Genomic DNA, 26941 nt, shown 5'->3' on the forward strand with positions numbered 1-26941 from the left:
AAAACTTACAGTTAAAGTATATATACAATTTTTATCATAAACAATGCAAGGTAAAGGGGTTATTAAGTTTTTCGCCATTATACTGGCGATAGCATGTTTGTACCAGCTTTCGTTTACGTGGGTTACCCATAACGTTGAAAGTAAAGCCAAGGCTTATGCCAATGGCAATGAGGACAAAGAAAAAGCATACCTGGATTCTATATCCAATCAACCGGTATATCCGATCTTTAAACACGATTACACTTACTGTAAGAATAACGAGCTTGCCCTGGGTCTGGACCTTAAGGGTGGTATGAACGTTACCATGCAGATTGCGCTGAGCGACCTGATCAAATCATTGTCAGACAACAGCACCGATCCTGCTTTTAACCAAGCACTGAGCAAAGCTAACGAAGATGCCCGCACCAGCCCGGACAACTACATTACGCTTTTCATCAACGAATACAAAAAAATTAACCCTGACGGTAAACTGGCTCCAATCTTTGCAACCAAAGACAACCAGAGCCACTTGAAGTTTGATGCCTCTAACAGCGAAGTTGAAAGCTACCTGAAAGAGCAGGCTAACGTTGCGGTTACTCAATCATTCAACATCCTGCGTACCCGTATTGACAAATTCGGTGTTACCCAGCCAAACATCCAGTTACAGGAAGGTACCAACCGTATCCTGATTGAGCTGCCAGGCGTGGTTGACAAAGAGCGTGTGCGTAAACTGTTAGAAGGTTCTGCCAAACTGGAGTTCTACAACACGTTTGATAATGCCGAGGTTATTGGCCTGTTGCAAAACATCAACACCATTTTGGCTGGCAAAGCTAAAACTGCCAAAAAAGATACTGTTAAAGCTGCCGCTAACACCGTTGCTAAAGCAGACACTGCAAAAGCCACCGGCGGTTCACTGTTAAACAAAGTGAACAAATCTGCCGCTAACGATACTGCTGCTAACAAATCAACTGCACAGAACGAGGCAGCCAACCCACTGTTTGCTAAAATGCGCCCGGCATTTGCACAAGGCCAGAACGGTCAGATGATGCCGATCCCAGGTCCGCTGGTTGGTGTGGTTGCACAAAAAGATACTGCCACTATCAACAAATACCTGAGCGAGCCTGAGGTAAAAGCAGTAATTCCACAGAACATGAAACTGGTTTGGGGTATCAAACCTGAAACCGGCACTAAAAATATTGGCCTGTATGCCCTGAAACTTTCAGGCGCTACTAACGGTCCTGTTCTTGATGGTTCTGCCATCACCGATGCTGCTTCTGACAACGACCTACAAAAAGGCGGCTACGAAGTGCGCATGGTTATGAACTCTCAGGGTGCTGAAGCCTGGGCCCGTATTACTACCGAGGCTGCAGGTAACCCTAACGATCAAAGCGACAACAGAGCAATTGCCATTGTTTTAGATAACAACGTGGTATCTGCTCCTAACGTACAAAACGCCATCACCGGCGGTATCTCTTCTATCACCGGTAACTTTACCAAAGAAGAAACCGATGACTTAGCCAACATCCTGAAAGCAGGCCGTCTGCCAGCTCCTGCCCGCATTGTGCAAGAAGAAGTTGTTGGTCCGTCACTGGGTCAGGAAGCTATTAACCACGGCTTAATGTCATGTGTGGCCGGTCTGGTAGTAGTATTGGTATTTATGATTGCTTATTACAACCGTGCAGGTACTGTAGCGGTAGTAGCAGTAATCATCAACGTATTCTTCCTGATGGGTGTACTCACCAGCTTACATGCGGTGTTAACACTGCCTGGTATTGCCGGTATCGTACTAACGCTCGGTATAGCGGTGGATGCCAACGTACTGATCTATGAACGTGTGCGTGAAGAAATGGCGCACGGCAAATCACTGCGCGTTTCTATCAACGATGGTTTCAAACACGCCCTGTGGTCAATCCTTGACTCTAACATCAGTACCTTCTTAACCGGTTTGATCTTGTTCCTGTTCGGTTCAGGTCCAATCTTAGGTTTCGCAACTACCCTGATGATCGGTATCGCAACTTCACTGTTCTGTTCGCTGTTAATCTCTCGTGTAATCTTTGAATGGATGCTGGAGAAAGAACTGGATATCAAATTTGCTAACCCTTGGAGCTCACATACCTTTAAAAACGCCAACTTTGCATTTGTTAAGAACCGCTTTAAGTTCTATGCTTTCTCTGGTATCTTCATCGCTATCGGTATCGGCTCAATGGTTACCCGCGGCTTTAACTACGGTGTTGACTTTCAGGGTGGCCACACTTACGTGGTAACTTTTGACAAAGCGGCATCGGTACAAGAAATTCGTGATGCAGCTGATAAAACATTAGGTGTTGGTAAAACTGAGGTTAAAACCTTTGGTAGCGACAACCGCGTGCGCATGACCACCAACTACCTGATTGACGATAATACTAAAGAAGGTGACGACAAAGTAGAAGCATCTGTTAGAAAAGTATTGGGCAGTATTAACCCGCACTTTACTATCGACAGCCAGCAAAAAGTTGGTCCAACCATCGCAAACGATTTAAAACGTTCTGCCGTGTGGACTGTATTGTTCGCTATCGTGATCATCTCGGTTTACATCCTGATCCGTTTCCGCAAATGGCAGTTCAGTTTGGGCGCGATGGTGGCTACGGCTCACGATGCCTTGCTGGTATTATCATTCTTCTCGTTATTTAAAGATGCGCTGCCATTCTCTCTGGATATTGACCAGGCGTTTATTGCAGCTATCCTGACCGTTATTGGTTACTCTATTAACGATACCGTGGTTGTATTTGACCGTATCCGCGAGTACCTTGGTCATACAAAAGACGGAAATACAACTACAGTTATTAACCAAGCTATTAATAGTACGCTAAGCCGTACCATTATTACCGCTTTAACTGTTATCTTTGTGCTGTTGGTATTGTTCATTTTTGGTGGCGATGTACTGCGCGGCTTCTCGTTCGCACTGCTCATCGGGGTATGTTTCGGTACCTATTCATCCATCTGCGTGGCTACACCTGTTATTATCGACTTCGGTAAAAAAGACCTCAAGTAACAGACACACTAATTTATATAAGAGGCCCCGAAGAACTTTTGGGGCCTTTTTTGTTTAATATCTAATAGACTAATACAAAGATCTTCAGATCAATGGAAACAGCAACCCAATCAAAATTTCCTTTAGTAGTAATTGTTGGTGCCGGCTTCGGCGGTTTAGAGGCGGCTAAGAGCCTGGCCGACAAACCTGTAGAGGTGCTCCTGCTTGACAAGCACAATTATCACACCTTCCAACCCCTGCTCTACCAGGTTGCCACCGGTAGTCTGGAAGCTGAGTCCATCGCTTTTTCTATCCGTAAAAACTTTGGTCAGCAAAAAAACCTGCGTTTCAGGATAGCAGAGGTAAACTCCATCAGCGCTGAAACTAATACGCTTGATACCACTATCGGCGATATTAAATATGATTACCTGGTAATAGCCACCGGCTCAACTACCAATTTCTTCGGCAATAAACAGATCGAGCATTTTGCCATGCCGATGAAGAGCATACCAGAAGCGCTTAACCTTCGTTACCTGATACTGCAAAACCTGGAAGAGGCCGTACTGCAAAAAACTAAAGAAGCACGCGAGCCTTACCTCAACTTTGTACTGGTAGGTGCCGGTCCGACCGGTGTTGAACTGGCAGGAGCGTTAATTGAGCTGCGTAACCACGTATTGACCAAAGATTACCCAGAACTGCAAACTACAGACATGCAGGTTTACCTGGTAGACTTTATGCCAAAAGTACTAGGCCCGATGTCTGAACAAGCATCAGGCAAGGCCAAGGAATTTTTGGAGAAGATGGGCGTACAGGTTCTGCTGAACAAGAAAGTAGAAAGCTACGATGGCGAGATCATCAAATTTGAAGATGGCCAAACCATCAAAACCAAGAGCGTGGTATGGAGCGCAGGCGTAATGGGCGTAGTACCAAAAGGTATTAAGCAAGAAAACATTCTGCGTGGCAACAAGATCCAGACAGACGGCATCAGCCGTGTAGTAGGCACCGAGAACATTTTTGCTATTGGCGACGTGGCCGCTATGATTACCGACGAAACGCCAAAAGGTCATCCGGGTGTAGCGCAGGTAGCTATACAGCAAGGCAAGCAAATAGCCAAAAATATTGTACACATGATTAAAGGCGAGCCTACCGAACCGTTCAAATACTTTGACAAAGGGTCATTAGCTACCGTGGGCCGTAACAAAGCCGTAGCTGATTTGGGTAAGATCAAGTTCCAGGGCTTTTTTGCATGGTTGGTTTGGATGTTTGTACACCTGGTATCGTTACTTGGCTTCCGCAATAAACTGACGGTGTTTATTAACTGGGTAGGTAACTACTCAAACTATAACGGCGGCACACGTCTCATCATCCGCAAGTATGAGCGCGAGGACCAAACCGAAGAGCAGCATTTGCCGAATACGGTGAATTAAGATTTGCGAAAGGCTTTAGCCCTCCAATAACGTCATTGCGAGGTACGAAGCAATCTCTGTACTTAGCATAACCGATATGCATATGCAGAGATTGCTTCGTACCTCGCAATGACGTTTTGTTTTATGAAACATTTACTGATGGATTAACCCATCGGTTTTATAGATTTGCTTATAAGGACCTTCGTCCTGACAAAACAAACCGAATAAACCATGGCCTCTCCTATCCACCTTACCGAATGCCCCCGCGATGCCATGCAGGGCCTGAAAACCTTTGTGCCGACCGAACTAAAGGCCGAATACATTAACCTGCTGTTAAAAGTTGGTTTTGACACGATAGATTTCGGCAGCTTTGTATCGCCGAAGGCTATACCGCAAATGGCAGATACAGCGCAGGTATTGGAGCAATTGGATATGGACAGCACACAGTCAAAATTGCTGGCCATTATAGCCAACTACCGCGGCGGCGGAGATGCCGCCAGTCATGAGCAGATTACTTACCTGGGCTATCCGTTTTCTATTTCAGAGACATTTCAGCAACGTAACACTAATTCGGGCATTGCACAATCATTTGAATTGGTAAAGCAATTACAAGATCTGTGCGCGAAGAAGAACAAGCAGTTGCTGGTTTATTTATCAATGGGCTTCGGCAATCCTTACGGAGACGACTGGACTGCGCAGATAGTATTAGACTGGGCCGGTAAACTGGCAGAAGAAGGTATCAGGTTTATTGCTTTATCTGACACCGTTGGCGCAGCCACCCCGCAACAGATCAGCGAATTATATCCACAACTGACTACAAATTTGCCCAACGTAAACATCGGCCTGCACCTACATGCTACTCCCGAAAGCTTACAAGAAAAAATAGCCGCCGCCTGGCAAAGCGGTTGCCGCAAATTAGACACCGCCATTAAAGGCTACGGTGGCTGTCCAATGGCCAAAGATGACCTCACAGGCAATATCGCTACAGAACAGGTATTGGCTTATCTCCAGCAACAAAACATCAACACGGGGCTTAATATGCAGGCATTTGCGAAGGCAATGGCATTCTCAAGCAGGATATTTGGATGAAAGGCCTCTCTTTTTTGTCATTTCGATGAGCACGAGCGAGGACATGGAGCACAGGAACGGAAGAGAAATCTTAGCCCCCATGTTTTGCAAATTGACTTATCGCTCCGAAAAGATTTCTCCTTTTGGTTCTAATGACATGAAGGTAAGAAGATAGAGATAATATGTGCTACCGTTTCAGCACCATCTTGTAATGCCTGATGCCTGCCTCTTCAAACTCATCCCCTACTTTCTCAAAACCAAATTTGTCATATAACGGCACAGCCTGAATTTGTCCGTGCAGGTAAACATAATCGGCATCGGTGGGCAAATCATCTAAAACAGCTTGCACCAGCGCCTGGCCTACGCCATAACCTCTAAATTTACTGAGCACGGCGAAGCGTTCCAGTTTGTATCCTTTATCGGTTTTACGCCAACGAGCGGCGCCGGCAGGCTCACCATTTATTGTGGCCAAAAAGTGGGTTGATTCATCTTCAAACTCCCATTCTAATTCAGGCGGGCAGTTTTGTTCGCCTACAAAAACTTCTCGACGAATGGCAAATACGTAATCAAGATCGGTCTGTTCGGTTGCTTTATTTACTTGAATCTTTCTTTTTTCGGGCGTTGGCATAGTGTGGCATTGATTTATAAGCATCCAATTTTAACCGGTGATTTTCTTCGGCAGCATCAATTGAGTGCGTACAGGTGATATCGTCTTCTTTCTGAGCCAGCTTAACCAGTGCCGCGTAAAAACGGTGCAGCTGATCAAGATCGGCTTCAGTCAGCTCCTCCAGGTTAACCATCCGGTTGCTGGCGCCCTGGTGCGAGGCAATCAGTTCGTTCAGCTTCAAATGTATGGCTTTTGAATCTTTATTCTGCGATTTCTGGATCAGGAAAACCATCAGAAAAGTAATAATGGTGGTACCGGTATTAATGATTAATTGCCAGGTATCAGAGTAATGAAAGATGGGCCCGGTAACAATCCAAACCAAAATTACACCGGCAGCTGAAAAAAATGCAGCAGAGCTCCCTGTGGCAATGGTGGCCCAGTTAGCAAAACGCTCAAAAAAGTTCTTCTTTGCGCTAAATGATAAGTCTTTATTGTCGGTTTTCATGATTGGGAATGCTTAAAACATCTAATCAACAATAAAACTGTCATTTTGTGCTTATTTAAAATATGACCGTGTGCATTAAAAACAAAAAAGCCTTTAACATTGCTGTTAAAGGCTTCCTTAAGACTATATATTGAGCTTACAGTTTGCTGTTTACATCAATACAGTTTAGATCTTCAAACGCTACTTTAAGACGTTTAACAAAGGTTTCTTCGCCTTTGCGCAGCCATACGCGTGGATCATAGTATTTTTTGTTCGGAGAATCATCACCCTCCGGGTTACCAATTTGTGCTTGCAGGTAACCTTCTTTTGATTGGTAGTAATCTTTAATACCTTCCCAAAATGCCCACTGCAAATCGGTATCGATATTCATTTTGATGGCACCGTAAGAAATAGCCTCGCGGATCTCTTCCTGGCTTGAGCCAGAACCACCGTGGAATACAAAGTTGATAGGTTTTGCTGCTTCCAAGGCAAATTTCTCTTTTACATACTCCTGAGAGTTATGCAGAATTACCGGCTGCAGTTTTACGTTACCCGGTTTATAAACACCGTGTACGTTACCAAAAGCGGCAGCTACGGTAAAGCGGTGACTTACTTTAGAAAGTTCTTCGTAAGAGTAAGCAACGTCTTCTGGCTGGGTATACAGACGTGAGCTGTCAACATCGCTGTTGTCAACGCCGTCTTCCTCGCCACCGGTTACGCCTAATTCAATCTCCAGGGTCATACCCATTTTGGCCATACGCTCCAGGTATTTAGCAGAGATTTCAATGTTCTCTTCAATCGGCTCTTCAGAAAGATCCAACATGTGCGATGAGAACAGTGGTTTACCGGTTTCAGCAAAAAATTTCTCGCCGTGATCCAGCAGGCCGTCTATCCATGGTAATAATTTTTTTGCCGCATGGTCTGTATGAAGAATTACTGCAACACCGTAGTGTTCTGCCAGCAAATGAACATGCTTAGCTGCAGAAACACCGCCCAAAATGCAAGCCTGCAGAGCTGAGTTATCTAAAGATTTACCCGCATAAAATTGCGCGCCGCCATTTGACAATTGGATAATTACCGGTGAGTTAACTGCTTTTGCAGCTTCCATAACTCCGTTGATAGAGTTAGTACCGATAACGTTAACAGCCGGTAAAGCAAAATGATGCTTTTTAGCGATCTCGAACAGCTCCTGCACCTGATCACCGTGCAGTACTCCTTTATAATTTTTCAGATCCATATGGTTAATAAATGTATTTGTTGCCAAGTTAGGTATTAGATACGATATTTAAATAAGTGATGCTATATTTAACATTTTGGCAATTTATAATTGACAATTGCACTCATTTATTAAAACAAAGATAGTTTTTTATGTTTTAATAAAACAAGATAGTGTATATTTTACACTTATAGAAAATAACACTGTCGCCCGTCTGGATGGAGATTTATAGTTTTTATGCATAATGAATGCAGAAGGCAGAGCAAAAGTCTTTTGGGGTACCATCTCCTGCCTCCCACAACAAAACGAGAAACTTATTGTTAACATAACAACGGCTTAATGAGGCCTTTGCGTCAAAAGTGATATCTTGGGCGTCTAAATGTGATAATAATCCCTACATTTGCAGACACTTTTAAAATTGAACGAAGAAGAATCAAATATGTCTTGGTTTAAAAGGGAACTTAAGGGGATTATTACGTCTACTGAGGAAAAGAAGGAAGCACCTGATGGTATCTGGAATAAATGTCCTCAATGTAAAAAACCACTCCACTATTCTGAACAGGTTGAGAATCAGTATGTTTGCCACTACTGCGGTTACCACATCCGCATAGGATCTAAAGAATACTTTTCTGTTTTATTTGACAACAACGAGTTTACTGAACTATACCCGAACTTAACCAGTGGAGACCCGCTGCAGTTTGTGGATACAAAGAAATACAGCGATCGCCTCAAAGAAACCATCCGTAAAACGGGGTTGAATGATGCGATACGTGCCGGTGTTGGCAAAATAGATGGCCAGGATCTGGTGATTGCCTGTATGGATTTTAACTTCATTGGCGGCTCAATGGGTTCTGTTGTGGGCGAGAAGATTGCCCGCTCCATTGATTACTCAATTGAGCACAAAATACCTTTCCTGATGATCTCCAAATCAGGCGGCGCACGGATGATGGAAGCGGCTTTCTCATTAATGCAGATGGCTAAAACATCGGCTAAGCTGGCGCTGCTGGCTCAGGCTAAGGTGCCCTACATTTCACTATTAACTGACCCTACCACCGGTGGTGTAACCGCATCATACGCTATGCTGGGCGATATCAATATTGCCGAGCCTGGTGCATTGATTGGCTTTGCCGGTCCGCGTGTTATTAAAGAAACCATTAAGAAAGATCTTCCAAAAGGTTTCCAAACGGCAGAATTTATACAGGAGCACGGTTTCCTTGACTTTATTGTAGACCGCCGCGAAATGAAAGACCGTTTGGCCGCGTTCCTGAGAATGATGGCTAATTAAGTTGACAGATCATAGTCTATGGTCTAAAAGTATATAAAATAAAAAAGCCGCGTTAAGCGGCTCTTTTATTTTGCGATCAGTTTATCGCCAAATCATATCCATGATCCATGAACTATGATCCAAGAACTTCTTTCATTACATACCCAGACCAACAGTGCCCTCTAACGCGCCGCGGCCTTCTGCACCCTGGTGCAGGTCGGCTAAGCTGCCGTCTTTGTGCAGCACTTTGTAATCCCGGTCTCTGTTAGGAGCAAGATGTGGTTTCTTCTCCTCTTCATTGTTCGCCTGCGGATTGGTGTTACCCTCCCGCTGCTCTTTGTTGCTCCCTTGGTCTTTATTTGGAGCATTATTTTTATTTTCCATGATGGTACTCCTTTCCGGCCTCACAAAATCGCCTTAGATAAGGACGATCTGCTATTATAACGTAAACAGCCGGTTAATTGTGTGAGGTCAGCTGAATTTAATTAGTTATATACCCTCTGTGCCAGGTTCATGCCCTACCATCCTACCTGTAGTACGGCCTTGCTTACGGCTCTCAAAATCAGTTTTAGCACGCCCTACCGATGGAAACTCCTCGGCCTTTGGAGGGGTTACATCATTACGCTCGCTGAAAGACGGATCATTTGATTTATCCTGCTCATTCAACTCCGGCTCATGCGGATACAGGTTCTCCTGATCTGACTTATGTTTCCTGTTAGGTTGAGGTTGCTGCTTGTCTTCGGGAAAGCGATTTGGCTTGTTGTTTCCCATATTTCTGTTTTCCATGGCTTGTTTGTTTTATTTATCTATTCATCGAGTACGTCGCCTTCATCATCTTCGTACTCGTCTTCATCTTCTGTATCAAAATCTTCCATATCATCGCCGGCATCCCAATCATCGTCATTACCAGAATGGCGATCAGTAATACCTGATGTTTGATCCAGATCATCGTCGTCTTCATCGCTGAAACGATCATCCTCATCGTCCCAGTCTGTGTCTTTAGGGTTTAGCATGATACTGTTGTTTTAAATTATTAATTAAATAACCATCGGTTTAAATCAATTGTTTTCCAAAAACTTCCTTTTAAACCATCTTGTCGTTTCGACCAACGGGAGAACTACTCTCTTGAACGAAGTGAAAAAATCTTAGCCCCTATGCTTACGCTACGACTGGCTTATCAGTCGCAGCGATTTTTCCTCACCCTAACGCTCAAAAACAAGAAAGGCGCTCTATCGAGCGCCTTTCTTGTTTTATATCTTTCGGTCTTCCGGTCTTCCCGACTTTCGGACTCACAAGGCATTCACTGTACAAATATCCTTCACCTTGGCTACCGCGTAGTCAATATCTTCTTTGGTATTGAATTTAGAGAACGAAAAACGTACCGATGGCCTTGACGGACTGGCGCCAATGGCCGTTAACACATGCGAGCCAATGTTTGTGCCCGAGCTGCAGGCGCTACCGCCGGATGCTGAGATACCGGCGATATCCAGATTAAAAAGCAACATATCGCCCAGATCCAACTCCGGGAACGCTACGTTAAGCACCGTGTAGAGGCTCTTATCAGCGTCTGTTTCACCGTTAAAGCCAATGCCGGGTACCTGAGCTTCCAATTGTTCTTTCATGTAGCTCTTGAGGCCCTGGATATACTCACGGTGTTGTTCCATTTCGGCGTAGCAAATCTCCAAAGCTTTTGCCAGACCGACAATGCCATAAATATTTTCGGTACCGCCACGCATATTACGTTCTTGGGCGCCACCATAAATCATTGGGTTGATTTTTACCTTGTGATTTACATAAATAAAGCCAACACCTTTCGGTCCGTGAAATTTATGGGCAGCACAGGTGATGAAATGCACTTTCAGCTTGCTCAGATCATGCACAAAATGGCCCATGGTCTGCACCGTATCACAGTGAAAAATGGCGTTGTATTGCTCGCAGATGTCGCCTACGCGTTCAATATCTGTCATGGTGCCAATCTCGTTATTGGCGTGCATCAGCGATACAAAGGTTCTATCATGGCTCTGCAGCAACTGCTCCAGATGCTCATAGCTGATGTTGCCTTTATGGTCTACATCAACAAAGCTAAGCGTAATGGCGCCGGTTTTCTCCATTGCCTCGAGGGTATGAATTACCGCATGATGCTCCAATTTGCTGGTGATGGCATGTTTAATGCCCAGATCAATAATACCGCAGCGAATGGCCATATTATCGGCCTCGGTGCCACCCGATGTAAAAAAGATCTCGGCCGGCGATGTGCGCAGCAACAAGGCCACCGTTTTACGGGCCTTCTCAATCAACGAGCGCGCCTCACGGCCATGACCATGTATGGACGACGGATTGCCGTAACAGCTCTCCATCACTTTATACATTTCTTTCAGCACCTCGGGGTCTACGGGTGTGGTGGCGGCATTATCTAAATAAACACGTGGCATCTCTAATGAGTGAATTTTGAAGGAGTGAAGGAATGAATATATCTCGACAAAATTAATATGATGCAAACAAATACCAGTCATCATATCATCAGGATCATAAAAGCTATGCTAATTGATCAAGACTAAATATTAAAAACCTGTCATTGCGAGCAGGGCCTGTGATGGCGGCTGAGCGCGAAGCAATCTCGTCGTATGTAATAACCCCACGCGACGAGATTGCTTCGTCTCCCCAATTCCCATTCCCTTGCCGTTCCTCGCAATGACAATTTGGGCTTTATATCTTCACATTCATGAACCCAACTACTTAACCTAGGCCAGCTGCAAAATCTCCTTGATATCGCTGATGATCTTATTGGCCAGATTATTGGCAACAGTTTCAGAGTTTCCTTCAGAGTAGATCCTGATGATAGGCTCAGTATTTGAGCGACGCAGGTGTACCCACTCTTTATCAAACTCTATTTTCAAACCATCAATGGTTGAGTAAGGCTGTTTTTTATACTTCTCTTCTACTTGTTTCAGCAAGCTGTCAATATCCATCTCTGGCGTAAGCGTGATCTTATTTTTAGAGATGAAATAGTTAGGATAGCTGTTTTTCAACATCGATACCGGCTTGCCGTATTTGGCCAGATGGGTTAAAAACAAGGCAATACCCACCAGCGCGTCACGACCGTAGTGCGATTCTGGGTAGATTACCCCACCGTTACCCTCGCCACCTATAATGGCGTTGGTTTCTTTCATTTTGTTTACTACGTTCACCTCGCCTACGGCCGCAGCATTGTACTGGGCACCGGCTCTCTCGGTCACATCGCGCAGGGCACGGGTTGACGATAAGTTGCTTACCGTATTACCCGGCGTGTGCTTCATTACATAATCGGCAACAGCTACCAGGGTATATTCTTCGCCAAACATGTTACCGTCTTCGCAAACAAAGCAAAGGCGATCCACGTCAGGGTCTACCGCTATGCCCAGGTTAGCGTTTTTACTTACTACCTCTTTGCTCAAAGCGGTCAGATTCTCTGGCAGTGGCTCCGGGTTATGCGGAAATTTACCATCTGGCTCACAATACAACTGGTGCACAGTTTTCACACCCAGGGCCGATAACAGCGCGGGCACAAAAATGCCGCCTGTAGAGTTTACGCAATCAATCACCACCTTGAAATCAGCTTTGGCAATGGCAGCTTTATCTACCAGTGGCAGGGCTAAAACGTGATCTATATGTTTTTGCAGATAAGTGTCGTCATACCTTACCTGGCCTAAATCGTTTACATCAGCATAGGTAAAATCGCTGCGCTCGGCAATATCCAGCACCTCTTTGCCATCGGCATCACTGATAAACTCGCCCGCGGCGTTCAGCAATTTCAGTGCGTTCCATTGTTTAGGGTTATGGCTGGCGGTAAGAATAATACCACCGGCAGCCTGCTCCAACGGAACCGCAATCTCTACCGTAGGGGTAGTAGATAAGCCCAGATCAACCACATCAATACCCAAACCCTGCAGCGTACCGGTTACCAGGCTGCTCACCATAGCGCCAGAGATGCGGGCATCTCTACCGATAACGATTTTTTTAAGACCTGTTTTATTGACCGCCCATGTGCCATAGGCCGATGTGAATTTTACAATATCTAAAGGTGTTAAACCTTCGCCGGCTGCGCCGCCTATTGTTCCCCGTATTCCGGATATAGATTTAATGAGTGTCAAAGCGTATCTGTATTTGTTGTTGTCAAAAGTAAAATATTATATCATGCCCTCCAATGGCATTTATTCAACGTTTTTTAGGGTGTTTTATTTGGTATATTTGCCGGCCTGCGCAAATTTTATGCCGCCATACCTGCTCCATATAGATCAACGTGTGTTCCGTTTCATTAACAGCGGACTCTCAAATTCGTTTTTTGACTGGATAATGCCCTACATGCGCTTGCCGCAGTTCTGGATTCCGGTTTACGTTTTCATTTTTGTTTTTTGCCTCTGGCGATACAAAAAGCAGGGACTGATCATCATTCTGCTGCTGCTAGCCACTTTTGCCGTTGCCGATTTTGGCAGCGCCAGCATAGTAAAACCCCTGGTGCACCGGGTAAGGCCTTGTAACGATCCGGCAATGGCGCCGTACTTAATCAGCCGGGTACCTTGTGGTACGGGGTATAGTTTCCCGTCGTCGCACGCATCTAATCATTTTGCTATTTCGGTTTTCCTGATCATAATATTCCATCGCCGCTGGCGCTGGATCTGGTTTTGGGCGCTGTTGTGGGCCGCAACCGTTTGCTTTGCGCAGATGTATGTGGGCGTGCACTACCCTATTGACATTTTGACAGGAGCCCTTTATGGCACGATGGTTGGGTACCTGTTCAGTCTGGTGCATAAAAAATATCAACCACCTGTATAATCTTAATGGCCGCCTGGAAAACCATCATACTCTTTTTAGCTGCATTTGGCGGCGGATTGGGTGTATTTCTGTTCAAAAGCAGTAATCACCGTAGCCTCAAACTCGTATTAGCATTTAGCGGCGCCTATCTTTTTGGCATTACGGTACTGCACCTGATACCTGACGCCTACCATGGCAATGACAACCTGGTTGGCGTGTTTATATTGGCAGGTTTTCTGTTCCAGATCATCTTAGAGCAATTTTCTGACGGAATTGAGCACGGGCACATCCATAAACACTCGCATACGCATGACCATGCGGTATTCCCTCTGGGTATTATGGTAAGCCTGTGTTTGCATGCCTTTTTAGAGGGTATGCCCCTGGCACAGGGCCGTCAGGACGAATTATTATATGGTATTGCCCTGCACCACATCCCGGCGGCATTTGCGCTGGGCAGCGTGCTGGTTGCCAATCATCACTCAAAAAAGGCGACGGTGTTCTACCTGTTCTTGTTTGCGGTGATGGCTCCTGCCGGTTATTTCTTCAGTTCCGGATTAAGCAGCGGTGGTATTGGTAACCTGCAACAATACTTTAGCCGCATTATGGGTGTGGTGATTGGTATCTTCCTGCATATCTCTACCGTAATCCTGTTTGAATCAAGCGAGGATCATAAGTTTAATACCCGTAAAACAATTGCAGTAGTGCTGGGAATGGGGATTGCGCTGGCGATGTTTTTTGGGAATGTGTAGTTGATTTCGGAATTCGGATGTTCGATTTCGGATTTATATTCAAATTGTCATTCTGAGCGATAGCGAAGAATCTCTAAGGATAAGTTACACATTATCTCATACCAACAGAGATGCTTCGTTCCTCAGCATGACAAATTGGGAGATTATGGGTGGTACTGCTGTAATTCCGAAATCGAACATCCGAATTTCGAAATCATCCTATCCTCTCAGCTTATCCAGCAAATCGCTCAACAAGCCGGCTTCTTCTTCGGTAAGGTTATCTTTGAAAAGATCTGAGGCTTTGAATTCCTGATCCATAATGGCGAGGATTTTCAAGCCTTCTTCGCTGATGCGGATATCTACGGCTCTGCGGTCTTTGTTATTGGTACAGCGCGATACCATGCCCTTCTGCACCAGGCGATCTACAATGCGCGAGGCATCAGACATCTTGTCGATCATGCGTTCTTTCAGCAGGTTTACAGTCGCCGGGTTAGGGTATTGCCCACGCAGGATGCGCAAAATATTGAACTGCTGACTGGTGAGGTTGTACCGCTCAAACACCTCACGGCTCACATTGCTTATCCAGCTGTAAGTGTAATTAATGTTTACGATAACTTTGTGGTAGTTATCCTCAAATTTGGTGTTTTGCTGAATTGCTTCCTCTATTTTCATTGCAGTATACCCCCTACGCAATCAATCGCCGTTGCGCTGATCGTCGTTAGCGTTTAGTTTAGTTCCCTTAGGTTTACCATAATCCCATGGACAATGCAGGCATTTGTTCTTGCAGCAATAGCCGCGATTTAGATGATACTCCCTGGTAAATACAAAGTTACCATCTTCATTGATATAATAATCAATATTTTCTTGTAGCATCAGCCCAGAGTTTTAACAAAAATACTATTCCTGAAATGTGTAGCCAAATATTTGCCCTCGCCATGCAGTGTCCATACCTGTTTGGGCTGCATCCTTTCTATCACCAGTAAAATATCGTTCCAGTCGGCATGATCTGAAATAACCAACGTGTCCTGGCTATTTACCTGTAGATGCTGCCACCCAGAAGCAAACAGGCGTTTAACGCCCACGGCATTAAAATAACTATCGAAGGTAAACGGCGGAACGATGTACACATACTCATCCTGCTGTTTCATAGCCTTGCGATTATACAACTCGTACCTGCCCAGCTTAAAATCGGCATCTTCATAAACCTTGCAAAGCGGCATAATGCGGTGATGCACCAGCACTTTTTTCTGCGGCGCATGCGCGTTGATAAGCTGAATGATCCGCTGACTTTTACCCAGGCCGTAAGCACCCAGCAGGATATTTATCTTAATATCATTTAGTTTTTTGATCTCCTCCACCGGATCGGGGTGCAGGTTTTCTGGACGAGCGAAAGTACTTTCTGTGATCAGTACGTCAGCCTGGGCAAACTCGTAAGGCTCGCAGGTGGCATCGGTTTGCAATTTAAAATCGCCGGTGTAAAGGTAGCTGATGCCCTCATATTCCATTAAAATCTGCGCCGAGCCAAGGATATGCCCTGCGGGGATAAATGTTATATCTACCTTCCCTACCTTAAACTTTTGCTGATAGCCTGCTATGTTAAATACCTTTCCGGCATTTTTACCATAACGGATGTGCATAAACTGGCGCGTGCTTTCGGTACAGAAGATTTCGTTATTGCCTGATACGGCATGATCGCCGTGGGCGTGGGAGATCACGGCCGTTTTTACCGGTTGCTGGGGGTCAAGGTAGAAATCGCCATAAGGGCAGTACAGTCCGTTGGCGTTGAAATGTACAAAATCGTCTAAAATCATCCGGCCATGGTTAAGTATTGCTGGTGCAGTTTTAACACCTGCGGGATAACCAATTGCTGGCCATCGTTCACAATCAGATCATCGGCCATGGCTATTTTTTTTTCTTCGGTAAACTGCTTGGCATTGCGGGCTTCGGCAGCTTCGCGCGGGATGCCATCGCGCTGTATCACGCGGTTTAGGCGCAGTTCAAGCGGCGCATCTATCATGATGGTGCGATCGCATTTTTTATAAGAGCCACTCTCAAAAAGCAGCGCTGCTTCTTTCATAATGTAAGGCGCATTTTGCACTGCCAGCCACTCATCAAAAGCGCGAAATACCGCCGGATGCACCAACGAGTTAAGCACAGCCAGCTGTGCATCATCATTAAAAACAATGCCTGCAATATGTTTGCGGTTCAGCGTGCCATCTTCAAAATAAGCATCGTTGCCAAAAGCTTTTTTGATACCGGCAATCAATTCTGCATCGCGCACCATTACATTTTTTGCTTGTTCATCGGCATAAAAAACCGGAACGCCCAACAATTCAAACACCTTGCTTACCGTGGTTTTCCCCGAACCGATATTGCCGGTTATTCCTATTTTCAGCATTATTTTCTAATAATAAAATCGATGTTACGTGGCTCTACGCTCACTATTTTGCAAAAGGCCGGAATCCGGGTCAGCTTTACAGGCAGCGTACTGTAGGCACCAGGCGACCACTGATCCAGATCGGCATTAGCCTCAAAAAACTCCTCGTCGGTATCGGCATACCGTCCTAACGCAATGGTAAACGTCACCCTCACCTTTTGGGGATATATTTTTACGTTGTAGTAGTTGTGGTTAATCACCTTGATGGGAATATCCAGCGTTTTCTCGGTCACCTCGTCTACAGGCAGGTTAATCTGCACCGTTTTGGGATAGATAACCAGACTACCATCATTCACACCGTGCAGGTTGAGTCTGCGATTTACGCTTTCATTTACGTCTTGTAGTTTAAGCGAATCTGCCAGCCATTCTGTAATACCGGCAATACGATTTTCCGGACCGCTAACCGTTACGTAATTAGGCTTAATACCGATATAGTTTGACAACGCAAACCGACGCTGGTAACTGATAGACATGGGCACTTTTACCGGTACACGCTTAACGGCACGGTTGGTAAAATCGAAATACAAGGTATCGGGGTTGATAGCAACAATGTTGCGGCCCAGCTCTTTCAAACTATTCACCTGATTTAGCTGATTGCTTAGCACTACATAATTATGGTTCTCCAGCGTATGCACATCAATGGTAATGCTGCGGTTTTCTATTTTAATACCAGAGAACAGCATTTCCCAACCTGTACCCTGTACCGTAACATCAACCGTGTCTGACTGCAACGAGCGGAAAGCCCGGCGTTGCGGCGCGTTTTTAAAACTCAGTACCTCTTTAACAGTGTAATTATAGGTGTTTGAGAGCGTCATCAACGCCCACACCGCAGCGGCCAGCACCAGGCAGGTAATGAAGGCTGAGAGCCTCCGGCTTTCTGTTGCCGATAGTTTGATGATGGCCATTGTACTTTAACTTTATAAGTCTAAGTTAAAATTTAAAACCTATTGGGTTGAACTTATAACACCCCTCACGTCATTGCGAGGAACGAAGCAATCTCTGCGTAGGATATTCGGACATGCATATCTGCTTTGCATTTGCAGAGATTGCTTCGTTCCTCGCAATGACGTGATGGGACATAACAAAAGTAAAAACAAAAATGCCGTTCAACGCGCTGTTGAACGGCATTTTTTATACTGAGAGCCTAAAACTTAAGCTTTTTTCTCTGCAGCAGGAGCGTTCAACGCTTTTGATTGCTCTAATGAAACGGCAGATTTATCAAATTTCACTTTCACGCCGTTGTCAATTTCAATCAGGAACCAGCTCTCGTTAATATCTACGATCTTGCCGTGAATGCCGGCAGTGGTGATTACTTTATCGCCACGTTTTAATTCCTCGATATATTTCTTTTGATCTTTTTGACGCTTCATCTGCGGACGCAGCATAAAGAAGTAGAACACCAGGATGATGAGACCCATCATTAAAAGGCCCTGCATGTTGCCGCCGCCAAGCTGTAATAAAACTGTTGCTATCATTTTAATTTTATTGTTTACTTAATTATTTAGCTGCTACTACCTCGCCAATCAGGTGAACCACATTGGCGCCGGGATTGGTGTTGGCCTCAACGGTAATTTGTTTATCCTGCAAACCAGGCTGCTTGCTTGAGCTATCAAAAGTCACGCTGATTACGCCGCTGTCGCCCGGTTTAATAGGGCTTTTTGGCCAGGTAGGCGTAGTACAACCACAGGTAGCTGTAGCATTGGTAACAATTAACGGAGTTTTACCAGTGTTGGTAAACTTAAACGCATGTGTTACTTTTTCGCCTTTTTTAATTTTTCCGAAGTCAAAAGCCTCTTCCTCAAACTTCATTACCGGGGCATCGGCTTTGTTAGCATTAGCGCTGCTTAACTGAGCTTTACCATCAGAAGAAGCGTTGGCGTCGCCCGAGTTTGATTGAGCTTGTTGTTGCTGAGACGAGCCGCAAGCTGCCAGCATTGCCGCCGTAACCACTACAAAAAAAATCTTTTTCATATTGATGACTTATTCTTCTATCAGGCCGCGACCAGTTTTTTTGATTTTGTTTTCGGCCTTCAGCTCATATAAAATCTTATCCAGAATACCGTTGATAAACGAGTTGCTCTTAGGTGTACTGAACTCCTTGGCAATTTCCAGGTATTCGTTAATGGTAACCTTTACCGGCACCGACGGGAAATTAACAAATTCGGTGATACCCATTTTCATCAGCAAGGTATCCATCATGGCAATACGATCTGGCTCCCAGTTCTGGGTTTTGGCGTTGATGAGCTCCTGATACTGGGCATCAAAACGGATGCACAGGTTAAACAGGTCTACAATAAAGTCACGGTCTTCAGTCCAGTTGCCGGTAACCTCTGCCAGGTGATTCTGTTTAGGATCATCATAGGCAAAGTTTTTAAATGTTTTGGCAATCAGGGCCTGCAACACGTCTTTATCAACCGGCCAGAAAATAAATTTATCTTCAAAAACCTGCTCAGCGATTGACGATTTCAGGATCACTTTTTTGAAGATGAACTTGATAATGTCTTTATCGGTACCGATGGTATCGTCGGTTTTATCGAGGTAGGCTTTGTATTCGTCTGAGTTTTTAAGGATGTTGAACAGTGCGCGGGCCAGTTCTGGATCAAAATCCCACTCTACTTTATACTTCTTAACAGCAACATTAAAATCTTTATTGGCATTTAAAGACGTAATGAACTTGTTTTCAAGAATTTTGAGGTTGGGTTTCAGATCATCTGCGGTAGGCATGTGCTTGTTGGCACGCTCTTCTGCATCTCTGGAAGCGTAGTCGATCACTTCGGCAATTAGCGACAGCATATTGATGTACATCTCGTACACTTTGTCAATACTCTGCAGCAGTTGCTTTTCGTGATTCTTTACATCCTTCTGGTCTGATTGATGGTAGGCGTAAAGTGCTTGTAGTACTTTTACCCTAAGGTGGCGTCTGTTTAACATGATAAGAACGTTAAGGGCTTAATCCCTAATATTAATGTTTAACTTAGTATGATGTTTTAATTTTTTTAATATCCGCAATACGCTGTTCGGCTATTTTATTGGCCGCCTCAATAGAAGGGATATTTTCTTGTTTTGACAGCTTCAGAATGTTGCGCGTTGCATCGTAGATATTCTCCGTCAGCTGCATTGAACGCTTCTTGCTGAAACCCATCAGCTCTGAATAACAGTTAATCAAACCACCGGCGTTGATTACATAATCTGGCGCCAGCAATATGCCTTTATCCATCAGCATGCGGCCGTGTACGGCTTCGTCTTCCAACTGGTTGTTGGCAGAGCCCGCTATAATGGCGCATTTTAGTTTTTTAATAGTACTCTCGTTAACGGTAGCGCCTAAAGCACATGGCGCATAAATGTCAGCATCAATATCAAAAATTGAGTTGTTTGATACTGGTTGTGCACTGTATTTCTTGGCAACCACACGTACGCGCTCTTCATTAATATCGCTTACGTAAACCATGGCGTTTTCATCGCGCAGTAGCTTTACCACTATCTCGCCAACGTGGCCAATGCCTTGCACTATTACCGTGCGGCCGGCCAGCGTATCTGTACCAAATTGTTCTTTAACACAGGCTTTTATGCCCATTACCACACCGCGGGCTGCTACTGGGGCAGGATCGCCGGCACCGCCAATAGTTTCCGGCAGGCCGGTAACATATTGGGTTTCCATGCGGATGTATTCCATATCGCGCGGATTGGTACCCATATCCTCGCCGGTAATAAATTCACCGTTAAGGTTTTTGATAAAACGCCCGAAACGACGCATCATTGCCTCGCTCTTATCTTTTCGTGGATCGCCGATGATTACCGCACTGCCGCCACCCAAATTTAAACCGGCAACGGCCGCTTTATAGGTCATGGCTTTTGACAGGCGCAGCACATCATTCAGCGCATCGCCTTCGGTTCTGTAGCTCCACATACGCACACCACCCAAAGCGGGGCCCAACGTGGTATCATGTATAGCGATGATGGCTTTTAACGGTGTATTTTGGTCGTTGCAGTAAACCAGTTTTTGATGACCGAAAACCGATAGTTGGTCAAATATAGAATGATCGGCTTTTATAGATTCGGACATTAGCTTGGGCTGTGTTATTGCGGCAAAAGTAGCGGTTTTTTTCAGTTGAACAAATATAATGGTTGATAGTTAATGGTTCATTGTTAATAGAAAGATACAATTAAACGCCTAAAGCGAAAAAGACACTGCCATGAACCATGATCTATGAACCATACGCCAATAAAAACTACCTTTGCTTCCAGACACCGTATGAAAGACCTCGCATATCTTAATAAGTTCTTTATTAAATACCGCTGGCGCTTGCTGCCGGGCATCTTATTTGTAGTTATCTCAAACATATTCAGCGTGTTACCAGCAAAGGTAATACAAGTGGCGTTTGATTTGGTGACCGATAACATTGGCACCTATCGCCTGTTTGCCGGGTTTGGCCGTCAGGATATGATTTACAGCATCTTCGGTTCCAGCTTGTTACTGTTTGGTACGCTGGTATTGGTACTGGCTTTAATAAGGGGGTTATTTTTATTTTTAATGCGACAGACGCTTATCCTCATGTCGCGACATATTGAGTATGATCTGAAGAACGAGATCTACAGCCATTATCAGCAATTATCGCTCGCCTTCTTCCGCAGAAATAATACAGGTGATTTGATGAACCGTGTTACCGAAGACGTATCGCGGGTACGCATGTACCTCGGTCCGGGGGTGATGTATAGCATCAATACTATGGTGCTGTTTATCATGGTAATTTATGCCATGCTGCTGGTTAACTTCAGGCTGGCACTGTTTTCCCTGCTCCCGCTACCCATTCTGGTGGTGAGCATCTATTATGTAAACAATATTATTAACCACCGCAGCGAGAAGATCCAGGAGCGGCTATCATCGCTCTCGGGTTTTGTTCAGGAGAATTTTTCGGGCATCAGGGTCATTAAATCATACGTGCGCGAGCAGTTTGCGCGTGATAGTTTTGCCAAAGAGAGCGAGGGTTATAAAACTCAATCAATGGCGCTGGTGCAGGTGCAGGCCCTCTTCTACCCTATGATGCTGCTGCTCATCGGTATCAGTAACGTTATTGTGATCTATGTGGGCGGCACTGAGGTAATGAAAGGCAATGTAACTCCTGGCAACGTGGCCGAGTTTATTGTGTATTTGAACCAGCTGATGTTCCCGGTAATGTCGTTAGGCTGGGTAACCTCATTAATTCAGCGTGCGGCGGCATCCCAAAAACGCATAAACCAGTTTCTGCATACCGAGCCGGAGATTAAATCTACCAATACTGAGCCGCGCGAGATTGGCGGGCAGATCACTTTCAAAAACGTATCTTTTACCTACCCTGATACCGGGATTGAGGCACTCAAAGATGTATCATTTGTGGCCGAGCCTGGCGAGATGGTGGCCATCATAGGGCGGACGGGCTCGGGTAAATCTACCATTGCCAACCTGATTATGCGGATGTATGATGCCAGCGGAGGCGAAATAAAGATTGACGGACATCAGCTTAAAAACGAGTACCTGGACAGTTACCGTGCGCAGATTGGCTTTGTACCACAGGAGGTTTTCCTGTTTTCTGATACCATTGCCCGTAACATTGCCTTTAGCAACATCGAACTCCAAACCGTAGCTATTGAACAGGCCGCCAAGGATGCTGCTGTTTACAAAAACATCATTGAGTTTGAAGATGGCTTTGAGACGATGATTGGCGAACGCGGCATCACCCTCTCAGGCGGACAAAAACAGCGGGTATCTATTGCCCGGGCCATTGTAAAACAGCCCCGCATCCTGATTTTTGATGATTGCCTTTCTGCCGTTGATACCCGTACCGAAGAGGAGATATTAAACAACCTGGGGCGTATTATGCGTGGTAAAACAAGTATTATAATAGCTCACCGTATATCAACCATAAAAAACGCCGACAAGATTCTGGTACTGGATGAAGGCCGCATTATTGAGCAAGGTACCCACCAAAGCCTGATGCAGCAAAAAGGAAGCTACTTTGAACTGTATGAAAAACAGTTACTTGAAGAGCAGGAAACCAATCAGAATTAATTTAACCCCGGGTTACAAATTCATTTAAAAAAAGTTTATAATATTTCAAATTTCATACTTGCAGTTTCAAAAAATCTCTATATTTATCCCAAACAACTAAAACAACACATTTCTATATGGGAGATTTTGACAATAGAGAGCGGGAAGAAGTTTTTTCAAAAAAGGTTAGAGCGGGTAAGCGTACATATTTTTTCGATGTGAAAGCAACCCGGTCAAACGATTACTATGTAACCATTACCGAAAGCAAAAAACGTCTGGAAGACGGAGTTTTTGTTAAACACAAAATTTTCCTATACAAAGAAGACTTTGAGAAATTTGCTGAAGGCCTGAAAGATACCGTTGAGTACATCAAAGCCCACCAGGAAGTTGTTGAAAAGCGTTACGAATTCAGTGAAACACCTGAGGCGGCCGCTACATCTGATGATGATTTTTCTTTTGATATTTAAGAACCTTTCTAACCAGCTATAAACCAAGGCCGTCTCACTCCCAAATGAGACGGCTTTTTATTTTTCTTTTTCTCTGCTTTGCTGCAGACTGTATATTTACCACCATCATGAATCATCTTTTACGCATTCAGTGCAGCGACAGGGTTGGCCTGGTTTACCAGATAACGGGCATCCTGTCAAACCATAGCCTGAATATTACCGAAATGCGCGAGTTTGTTGATAACGACGCCAATCAGTTTTTTACCCGCATTAGCTGCGAGGGCACACTGGTTGACGAGAGCGCCCTATACCACGAACTGAAACAACACCTGCCCGAAGGCGCCATTATAACCATCAACCCCAAGAAAGAAAAAAAGATTGTGGTGATGGTAACCAAAGAGTACCACTGTCTGGGCGATACCCTGGTGCGTCACTTTTTTAACAGCCTGGGCGCCAAAGTTTGCGGCGTAATTGGCAACTATGCCGATCTGGGCGAGTTTACAGAGAAATTTGACATTCCGTTCCACCATATCAGCCACCTGGAGAAAAGCAAAGAGCAGTTTGAGGCCGAGGTAATACAGGTAATTGAAGGTTACGAGCCCGATTACGTGATACTGGCCAAGTTTATGCGTATCCTTTCACCTGAGTTTAACAGTCGATTCCCGGAACGCATTATCAATATCCACCATTCGTTTTTACCGGCATTTATCGGTGCCAGCCCCTACCGCAGGGCGTTTGAGCGCGGCGTAAAACTGATTGGCGCTACGGCACACTTTGTAACCAATGATTTGGATGAAGGACCGATCATTGAGCAGCAAACCATCCCGGTTAACCATACTTTTGGTGTGACAGAGATGGTTACCTCGGGCAAAGAAATTGAAAAAGCCGTACTAAGCCGCGCCATGCAACTTGTTTTTGAAGACCGTGTGTTTATTACCGGGAATAAGACGGTGGTATTTGAATAGAAGAAGCATTAAGACTTACGCAGTTTTTAAAACGTCGTAAGTCTTAATGCTGCATATTTCCGTCAACCATTTACTACAGTGCACTCTTCTCTAGATCGTTGTCATGCTGAACGATAGTGAAGCATCTCTGAGGGCAATCCGCTAGAATGTCCGCAGAGATGCTTCGTGCCTCAGCATGACATGTTAAAAAAGGATGTCATGCTGAGCCCCGTCGAAGCATGGTGGGTGGGCCTCTCCGCGCGAGTCTTCGACAAGCTCAGACTGACAGCCCTCTCGTTTGTCAATTCACCTTCATAGTCCCGCCGCCGGGATTCTATTACTCCGCATGACATGATGGTAAATAAGTCTTCAATACAAAAGAAACTGATCTGATTAGCGAGTCACTATTAATGCGCGAGCATTTTACCGCCCGCCATAATCAGGGCCACAATAGCCAGGGCATAAACAATCATAAACACAATGGTAAGGATACCCCAATATTTAAAGAATGATTTGAGTTTACCCAGCGCTTCGGTTACGTAATCGTTATTAATAAAGGCAATACCTTTTTTAATACGCGCACCAAACTGATACAGATATAAGCTAAAGATGAAATAAACTATAGCAAACACAAAATAGAAAGCCCCAATAGCAGGCCCCATTATGCCAGACATGCCTGCCGGTATACCCGGCTGATTGGCCATCATAGATCCCATTGAACCTGCTCCAATAGCACCCAACAGCATAAACACACATACAATAAAGCCTACTACACCCAAAAACTCGGCCCATTTGCCGGCCTGTTGCAGGTAGTATTGAGCCGATTGAGAAAGTACCATCTCATGATCGTCATGATGCTCATCATGCGCAAGTGTATCGTTTGTTTCCATTATAAAGGTTGATAATTTTTATAAAGTTAAACTAATTGGGCAGGCAACGCAACACTGTAATACGGTAAATTACAGCATAGTCCCCTTCAGTATCAGCACAGCTATACTGAAATAAATGATCAGGCCGGTAACGTCAACCAGCGTAGCCACAAATGGGGCCGATGAGGTTGCCGGGTCAAGCCCCAGGCGCTTTAACAGTAAGGGCAACATAGATCCGGCTAACGATCCCCATAAAACAATACCAACTAAAGCGGTGCCTACAGTAAGGCCAACCAGCACCCAATGCGGGCCATATATGTTGCTGAACATTGTCCAGGCAAAAATCCGGAAAAAGCCGATTATCCCGAGCGTAAGCCCCAGCAACAAGCCCGAAACAAGTTCGCGACGCATTACCCGCCACCAATCGGCTACGGTAACCTCGCCTAAAGCCATCGCCTGGATAATTAATGTTGAAGCCTGAGACCCGCTATTCCCTCCGCTGGAGATAATGAGCGGCACAAACAGCGCCAATACTACAGCCTTAGCAATTTGATCTTCAAAATACCCCATTGCGGTGGCGGTAAGCATCTCTCCAAGAAACAGAATGATTAACCAGCCTACACGCTTTTTTACCAGCCTGATAAGTGATATATCGAGGTAAGGCTCGTCCAGCGCTTCGGTACCACCAATTTTCTGGATATCTTCGGTATATTCTTCGTTAGCAATCCACAGGATATCGTCAACCGTTACAATGCCCAGCAAAATGCCTTCATCATCGGTTACCGGTAAAGCCACACGATTGTTCATCCTAAAAATATTAATGGCTTCCTCTTGCGGATCTTTCACGTTCAGAGCAATAAGGCGGCTGTCCATCAGATCACTCACCTTCGTTTCGGGCTTTACCAATAATATCTCGCGGATACGGATATCATCCAGCAAAACGCCTTGCTCATCAATTACATAGATAACATCAATGGTCTCGGAATTTTTTCCATAACGCCTGATGTGCGAGAGTACCCGTTCCACATCCCAGGTACGTTTAACGGCCACGTAATCGGGCGTCATTAGCCTGCCTATACTATCCTCTTCGTAACCTAAAAGAGCCAGGGCCTCTTTACGGTCGTCGGGACTAAGATGTAAGATGAGGGTTTTTACCGCGTCGCCATGCAATTCACTGAAAAACGAAGTACGGTCATCGGGCGGCAGCTCATTAATCAATTCTGATATACGATGCCCTGAAAGTTTTTTAAGGATACGCTCTTGCGTAGGAAAGTCAAGAATGCGGAAAACGTTTACCGCACGGTTTATGGAAAGCAGCTCTACAAATCGGGGACCGTGTTCTGGAAATTCATCTATCAGTTCTTCAACGTCGGATATATTTTGGTCGTTCAGATACTGCGTTAGTTTTCTATCGTCATTTTCTTCCAATAGCAGTTCTAGCTCTTCAACCATTTCTTTCTCCATATTTAATCCCCCGAAATTTTACATTGGTGTATACTTTTTTATAGTGCTTTTAGCGGTTGCAAAAGTCGGTTTATTTTTTCAAATATTAAGGCTGTTTTTATGTTATCTTTGCGCGTTTTTAAACGAGTTCATTGTTCATGGATCATAGTTCATAGAAACTTCAGGGTCCTTTTACCATGAACCATGAACTATTAACCAATAAA

Annotated in this window: 28 protein-coding genes; 9 read left to right on the forward strand and 19 right to left on the reverse strand. The window is 44.8% G+C overall.

The features are described 5' to 3' along the window. Nucleotides 1-43: 43 nt before the first annotated feature. From secDF to ABZR88_RS14025, 3 genes are all read left to right on the forward strand, one after another. Complete coding sequence (secDF, locus tag ABZR88_RS14015; RefSeq protein WP_107826736.1) at nt 44-3010, forward strand: protein translocase subunit SecDF; 2967 nt, start codon at nt 44-46, stop codon at nt 3008-3010. A 92-nt stretch (nt 3011-3102) separates the two neighbouring features. Then, nucleotides 3103-4416, forward strand: coding sequence for an NAD(P)/FAD-dependent oxidoreductase (locus ABZR88_RS14020; RefSeq protein ID WP_107826735.1), 1314 nt, complete (start codon nt 3103-3105; stop codon nt 4414-4416). A gap of 210 nt (nt 4417-4626) precedes the next feature. Further along, nucleotides 4627-5484 carry a hydroxymethylglutaryl-CoA lyase gene (locus ABZR88_RS14025; RefSeq protein ID WP_107826734.1) on the forward strand — a complete coding sequence of 286 codons (858 nt, stop codon included), beginning with the start codon at nt 4627-4629 and terminating at the stop codon, nt 5482-5484. A gap of 166 nt (nt 5485-5650) precedes the next feature. Here the strand turns inward: ABZR88_RS14025 and ABZR88_RS14030 are convergent, their stop codons facing one another. The 3 genes from ABZR88_RS14030 to fbaA all read right to left on the reverse strand — a co-directional run bounded on the left by ABZR88_RS14030 (nt 5651) and on the right by fbaA (nt 7791). Further along, nucleotides 5651-6091, reverse strand: coding sequence for a GNAT family N-acetyltransferase (locus tag ABZR88_RS14030; protein WP_107826733.1), 441 nt, complete (start codon nt 6089-6091; stop codon nt 5651-5653). Continuing rightward, nucleotides 6054-6575: a low affinity iron permease family protein gene (locus ABZR88_RS14035; protein ID WP_107826732.1), complete on the reverse strand. Its 522-nt coding sequence runs from the start codon at nt 6573-6575 to the stop codon at nt 6054-6056. Before ABZR88_RS14035 ends, ABZR88_RS14030 begins: the two co-directional genes overlap by 38 nt. Before the next feature lie 136 nt (nt 6576-6711). Then, nucleotides 6712-7791, reverse strand: a complete 1080-nt coding sequence (gene fbaA / locus ABZR88_RS14040) for a class II fructose-bisphosphate aldolase (protein WP_107826731.1) — start codon at nt 7789-7791, stop codon at nt 6712-6714. Nucleotides 7792-8209: 418 nt separating this feature from the next. Between fbaA and accD the strand changes: the two genes are divergently transcribed. Further along, the gene (accD, locus tag ABZR88_RS14045) at nt 8210-9055 is read left to right on the forward strand and encodes an acetyl-CoA carboxylase, carboxyltransferase subunit beta (RefSeq protein WP_107827108.1); all 846 of its coding nucleotides are present in this window, start codon (nt 8210-8212) and stop codon (nt 9053-9055) included. 135 nt (nt 9056-9190) lie between these two features. Here the strand turns inward: accD and ABZR88_RS14050 are convergent, their stop codons facing one another. The 5 genes from ABZR88_RS14050 to glmM form a co-directional block, all read right to left on the reverse strand. Beyond that, a complete protein-coding gene (locus tag ABZR88_RS14050; protein ID WP_107826730.1) occupies nt 9191-9418 on the reverse strand; it encodes a hypothetical protein in 228 nt (75 codons plus the stop codon). A 105-nt stretch (nt 9419-9523) separates the two neighbouring features. Then, nucleotides 9524-9820: a hypothetical protein gene (locus tag ABZR88_RS14055; protein ID WP_107826729.1), complete on the reverse strand. Its 297-nt coding sequence runs from the start codon at nt 9818-9820 to the stop codon at nt 9524-9526. A 20-nt stretch (nt 9821-9840) separates the two neighbouring features. After that, nucleotides 9841-10047: a hypothetical protein gene (locus ABZR88_RS14060; RefSeq protein WP_107826728.1), complete on the reverse strand. Its 207-nt coding sequence runs from the start codon at nt 10045-10047 to the stop codon at nt 9841-9843. 276 nt (nt 10048-10323) lie between these two features. Beyond that, nucleotides 10324-11466, reverse strand: coding sequence for a cysteine desulfurase family protein (locus ABZR88_RS14065; protein ID WP_107826727.1), 1143 nt, complete (start codon nt 11464-11466; stop codon nt 10324-10326). 309 nt (nt 11467-11775) lie between these two features. Next, nucleotides 11776-13164 (reverse strand): phosphoglucosamine mutase, encoded by a 1389-nt coding sequence (gene glmM / locus ABZR88_RS14070; RefSeq protein ID WP_107826726.1) that lies wholly within the window; start codon nt 13162-13164, stop codon nt 11776-11778. A gap of 118 nt (nt 13165-13282) precedes the next feature. Here glmM and ABZR88_RS14075 point away from each other — a divergent pair, with 118 nt between their 5' ends. Together ABZR88_RS14075 and ABZR88_RS14080 are read left to right on the forward strand one after the other, a co-directional pair. Further along, nucleotides 13283-13846, forward strand: a complete 564-nt coding sequence (locus tag ABZR88_RS14075; RefSeq protein WP_107827107.1) for a phosphatase PAP2 family protein — start codon at nt 13283-13285, stop codon at nt 13844-13846. Between the two features lie 5 nt (nt 13847-13851). Next, nucleotides 13852-14574, forward strand: a complete 723-nt coding sequence (locus ABZR88_RS14080) for a ZIP family metal transporter (RefSeq protein ID WP_107826725.1) — start codon at nt 13852-13854, stop codon at nt 14572-14574. 198 nt (nt 14575-14772) lie between these two features. Here the strand turns inward: ABZR88_RS14080 and ABZR88_RS14085 are convergent, their stop codons facing one another. From ABZR88_RS14085 to ABZR88_RS14125, 9 genes are all read right to left on the reverse strand, one after another. Then, nucleotides 14773-15225: a MarR family winged helix-turn-helix transcriptional regulator gene (locus tag ABZR88_RS14085; protein WP_107826724.1), complete on the reverse strand. Its 453-nt coding sequence runs from the start codon at nt 15223-15225 to the stop codon at nt 14773-14775. Between the two features lie 21 nt (nt 15226-15246). Beyond that, entirely contained in the window at nt 15247-15426 is a 180-nt protein-coding gene (locus ABZR88_RS14090) for a DUF5522 domain-containing protein (RefSeq protein WP_107826723.1), read from the reverse strand. Further along, nucleotides 15426-16364: an MBL fold metallo-hydrolase gene (locus ABZR88_RS14095; protein WP_107826722.1), complete on the reverse strand. Its 939-nt coding sequence runs from the start codon at nt 16362-16364 to the stop codon at nt 15426-15428. The genes ABZR88_RS14090 and ABZR88_RS14095 overlap by 1 nt, the downstream gene beginning before the upstream one ends. Further along, on the reverse strand, nt 16361-16951 hold the full coding sequence (gene coaE, locus ABZR88_RS14100) for a dephospho-CoA kinase (protein WP_107826721.1): 591 nt from the start codon (nt 16949-16951) through the stop codon (nt 16361-16363). Before coaE ends, ABZR88_RS14095 begins: the two co-directional genes overlap by 4 nt. After that, a complete protein-coding gene (locus ABZR88_RS14105; RefSeq protein ID WP_107826720.1) occupies nt 16951-17895 on the reverse strand; it encodes a YbbR-like domain-containing protein in 945 nt (314 codons plus the stop codon). Before ABZR88_RS14105 ends, coaE begins: the two co-directional genes overlap by 1 nt. Before the next feature lie 246 nt (nt 17896-18141). Then, complete coding sequence (gene yajC / locus ABZR88_RS14110; RefSeq protein ID WP_107826719.1) at nt 18142-18465, reverse strand: preprotein translocase subunit YajC; 324 nt, start codon at nt 18463-18465, stop codon at nt 18142-18144. Nucleotides 18466-18487: 22 nt separating this feature from the next. After that, on the reverse strand, nt 18488-18961 hold the full coding sequence (locus ABZR88_RS14115) for a DUF1573 domain-containing protein (protein WP_107826718.1): 474 nt from the start codon (nt 18959-18961) through the stop codon (nt 18488-18490). A gap of 9 nt (nt 18962-18970) precedes the next feature. Continuing rightward, entirely contained in the window at nt 18971-19921 is a 951-nt protein-coding gene (gene nusB, locus ABZR88_RS14120; RefSeq protein WP_107826717.1) for a transcription antitermination factor NusB, read from the reverse strand. 43 nt (nt 19922-19964) lie between these two features. Next, nucleotides 19965-21053, reverse strand: a complete 1089-nt coding sequence (locus tag ABZR88_RS14125; protein ID WP_107826716.1) for a Glu/Leu/Phe/Val dehydrogenase — start codon at nt 21051-21053, stop codon at nt 19965-19967. A 189-nt stretch (nt 21054-21242) separates the two neighbouring features. Between ABZR88_RS14125 and ABZR88_RS14130 the strand changes: the two genes are divergently transcribed. From ABZR88_RS14130 to purU, 3 genes are all read left to right on the forward strand, one after another. After that, nucleotides 21243-23036: an ABC transporter ATP-binding protein gene (locus ABZR88_RS14130; RefSeq protein WP_107826715.1), complete on the forward strand. Its 1794-nt coding sequence runs from the start codon at nt 21243-21245 to the stop codon at nt 23034-23036. A 116-nt stretch (nt 23037-23152) separates the two neighbouring features. Next, the gene (locus tag ABZR88_RS14135) at nt 23153-23482 is read left to right on the forward strand and encodes a DUF3276 family protein (RefSeq protein ID WP_107826714.1); all 330 of its coding nucleotides are present in this window, start codon (nt 23153-23155) and stop codon (nt 23480-23482) included. A gap of 107 nt (nt 23483-23589) precedes the next feature. Next, nucleotides 23590-24426, forward strand: a complete 837-nt coding sequence (gene purU, locus ABZR88_RS14140) for a formyltetrahydrofolate deformylase (RefSeq protein ID WP_107826713.1) — start codon at nt 23590-23592, stop codon at nt 24424-24426. Between the two features lie 386 nt (nt 24427-24812). Here purU and ABZR88_RS14145 read toward each other — a convergent pair whose 3' ends face one another. After that, the gene (locus ABZR88_RS14145; RefSeq protein WP_107826712.1) at nt 24813-25295 is read right to left on the reverse strand and encodes a DUF5362 family protein; all 483 of its coding nucleotides are present in this window, start codon (nt 25293-25295) and stop codon (nt 24813-24815) included. 69 nt (nt 25296-25364) lie between these two features. After that, nucleotides 25365-26738 carry a magnesium transporter gene (gene mgtE, locus ABZR88_RS14150; RefSeq protein ID WP_107826711.1) on the reverse strand — a complete coding sequence of 458 codons (1374 nt, stop codon included), beginning with the start codon at nt 26736-26738 and terminating at the stop codon, nt 25365-25367. Nucleotides 26739-26941 lie beyond the last annotated feature (203 nt).

The organism is Mucilaginibacter yixingensis (assembly GCF_041080815.1).
Lineage (GTDB): Bacteria > Bacteroidota > Bacteroidia > Sphingobacteriales > Sphingobacteriaceae > Mucilaginibacter > Mucilaginibacter yixingensis.

Coding starts and splice junctions, on each gene's coding strand:
- secDF (WP_107826736.1), top strand. CDS start 44: ATGCAAGGTAAAGGGGTTATTAAGTTTTTCGCCATTATACTGGCGATA.
- ABZR88_RS14020 (WP_107826735.1), top strand. CDS start 3,103: ATGGAAACAGCAACCCAATCAAAATTTCCTTTAGTAGTAATTGTTGGT.
- ABZR88_RS14025 (WP_107826734.1), top strand. CDS start 4,627: ATGGCCTCTCCTATCCACCTTACCGAATGCCCCCGCGATGCCATGCAG.
- ABZR88_RS14030 (WP_107826733.1), bottom strand. CDS start 6,091: ATGCCAACGCCCGAAAAAAGAAAGATTCAAGTAAATAAAGCAACCGAA.
- ABZR88_RS14035 (WP_107826732.1), bottom strand. CDS start 6,575: ATGAAAACCGACAATAAAGACTTATCATTTAGCGCAAAGAAGAACTTT.
- fbaA (WP_107826731.1), bottom strand. CDS start 7,791: ATGGATCTGAAAAATTATAAAGGAGTACTGCACGGTGATCAGGTGCAG.
- accD (WP_107827108.1), top strand. CDS start 8,210: ATGTCTTGGTTTAAAAGGGAACTTAAGGGGATTATTACGTCTACTGAG.
- ABZR88_RS14050 (WP_107826730.1), bottom strand. CDS start 9,418: ATGGAAAATAAAAATAATGCTCCAAATAAAGACCAAGGGAGCAACAAA.
- ABZR88_RS14055 (WP_107826729.1), bottom strand. CDS start 9,820: ATGGAAAACAGAAATATGGGAAACAACAAGCCAAATCGCTTTCCCGAA.
- ABZR88_RS14060 (WP_107826728.1), bottom strand. CDS start 10,047: ATGCTAAACCCTAAAGACACAGACTGGGACGATGAGGATGATCGTTTC.
- ABZR88_RS14065 (WP_107826727.1), bottom strand. CDS start 11,466: ATGCCACGTGTTTATTTAGATAATGCCGCCACCACACCCGTAGACCCC.
- ABZR88_RS14075 (WP_107827107.1), top strand. CDS start 13,283: ATGCCGCCATACCTGCTCCATATAGATCAACGTGTGTTCCGTTTCATT.
- ABZR88_RS14080 (WP_107826725.1), top strand. CDS start 13,852: ATGGCCGCCTGGAAAACCATCATACTCTTTTTAGCTGCATTTGGCGGC.
- ABZR88_RS14085 (WP_107826724.1), bottom strand. CDS start 15,225: ATGAAAATAGAGGAAGCAATTCAGCAAAACACCAAATTTGAGGATAAC.
- ABZR88_RS14090 (WP_107826723.1), bottom strand. CDS start 15,426: ATGCTACAAGAAAATATTGATTATTATATCAATGAAGATGGTAACTTT.
- ABZR88_RS14095 (WP_107826722.1), bottom strand. CDS start 16,364: ATGATTTTAGACGATTTTGTACATTTCAACGCCAACGGACTGTACTGC.
- coaE (WP_107826721.1), bottom strand. CDS start 16,951: ATGCTGAAAATAGGAATAACCGGCAATATCGGTTCGGGGAAAACCACG.
- ABZR88_RS14105 (WP_107826720.1), bottom strand. CDS start 17,895: ATGGCCATCATCAAACTATCGGCAACAGAAAGCCGGAGGCTCTCAGCC.
- yajC (WP_107826719.1), bottom strand. CDS start 18,465: ATGATAGCAACAGTTTTATTACAGCTTGGCGGCGGCAACATGCAGGGC.
- ABZR88_RS14115 (WP_107826718.1), bottom strand. CDS start 18,961: ATGAAAAAGATTTTTTTTGTAGTGGTTACGGCGGCAATGCTGGCAGCT.
- nusB (WP_107826717.1), bottom strand. CDS start 19,921: ATGTTAAACAGACGCCACCTTAGGGTAAAAGTACTACAAGCACTTTAC.
- ABZR88_RS14125 (WP_107826716.1), bottom strand. CDS start 21,053: ATGTCCGAATCTATAAAAGCCGATCATTCTATATTTGACCAACTATCG.
- ABZR88_RS14130 (WP_107826715.1), top strand. CDS start 21,243: ATGAAAGACCTCGCATATCTTAATAAGTTCTTTATTAAATACCGCTGG.
- ABZR88_RS14135 (WP_107826714.1), top strand. CDS start 23,153: ATGGGAGATTTTGACAATAGAGAGCGGGAAGAAGTTTTTTCAAAAAAG.
- purU (WP_107826713.1), top strand. CDS start 23,590: ATGAATCATCTTTTACGCATTCAGTGCAGCGACAGGGTTGGCCTGGTT.
- ABZR88_RS14145 (WP_107826712.1), bottom strand. CDS start 25,295: ATGGAAACAAACGATACACTTGCGCATGATGAGCATCATGACGATCAT.
- mgtE (WP_107826711.1), bottom strand. CDS start 26,738: ATGGAGAAAGAAATGGTTGAAGAGCTAGAACTGCTATTGGAAGAAAAT.